General features: G+C 37.4%; 1 protein-coding gene. It reads left to right on the top strand.

All coding sequences use genetic code 11. The features are described from left to right. The first annotated feature begins 82 nt into the window (after positions 1–82). Positions 83–361 carry a DUF2523 domain-containing protein gene (locus HMPREF2661_RS09010; RefSeq protein ID WP_070823443.1) on the top strand — a complete coding sequence of 93 codons (279 nt, stop codon included), beginning with the start codon at positions 83–85 and terminating at the stop codon, positions 359–361. Positions 362–388: the final 27 nt, after the last annotated feature.

Genomic DNA, 388 nt, shown 5'->3' with positions numbered 1-388 from the left:
CGAAAAATCAGGCCAATTTTGATTTTAATATGCATGATAAGTTGTAGTTGGGCGGCATGGTCGGCAGTCAAGGAGTTGTAACATGTGGAGCAAATTATTAACTGCCGTATTGACAACCGTAGCAGGCAAAATCATGGCCGCGTTTGGTCTGTCGTTTGTAACTTATGTAGGGGCAAACGAACTGCAACAACAGTTATTAAGCTATGTAACAAATCAAATAGGCGGTATATCTGATGATGCCTTACAAATACTTTATATAACAGGCATGGGGGTTTGTCTTAATTGGATATTTGGCACTTTCACATTTATTGCATCGCTTAAATCGTTTGCCAAACTCTCGGCAGTTATGTCAAAAAAATAAAACAGATAATTAAAAAGGAGATAAAAA

The organism is Neisseria sp. HMSC061B04 (genome assembly GCF_001836705.1).
Taxonomy (GTDB): domain Bacteria; phylum Pseudomonadota; class Gammaproteobacteria; order Burkholderiales; family Neisseriaceae; genus Neisseria.
Note: the sequence above shows the minus strand (reverse complement) of the source record. Positions and strands in the feature narration are given on the sequence as shown.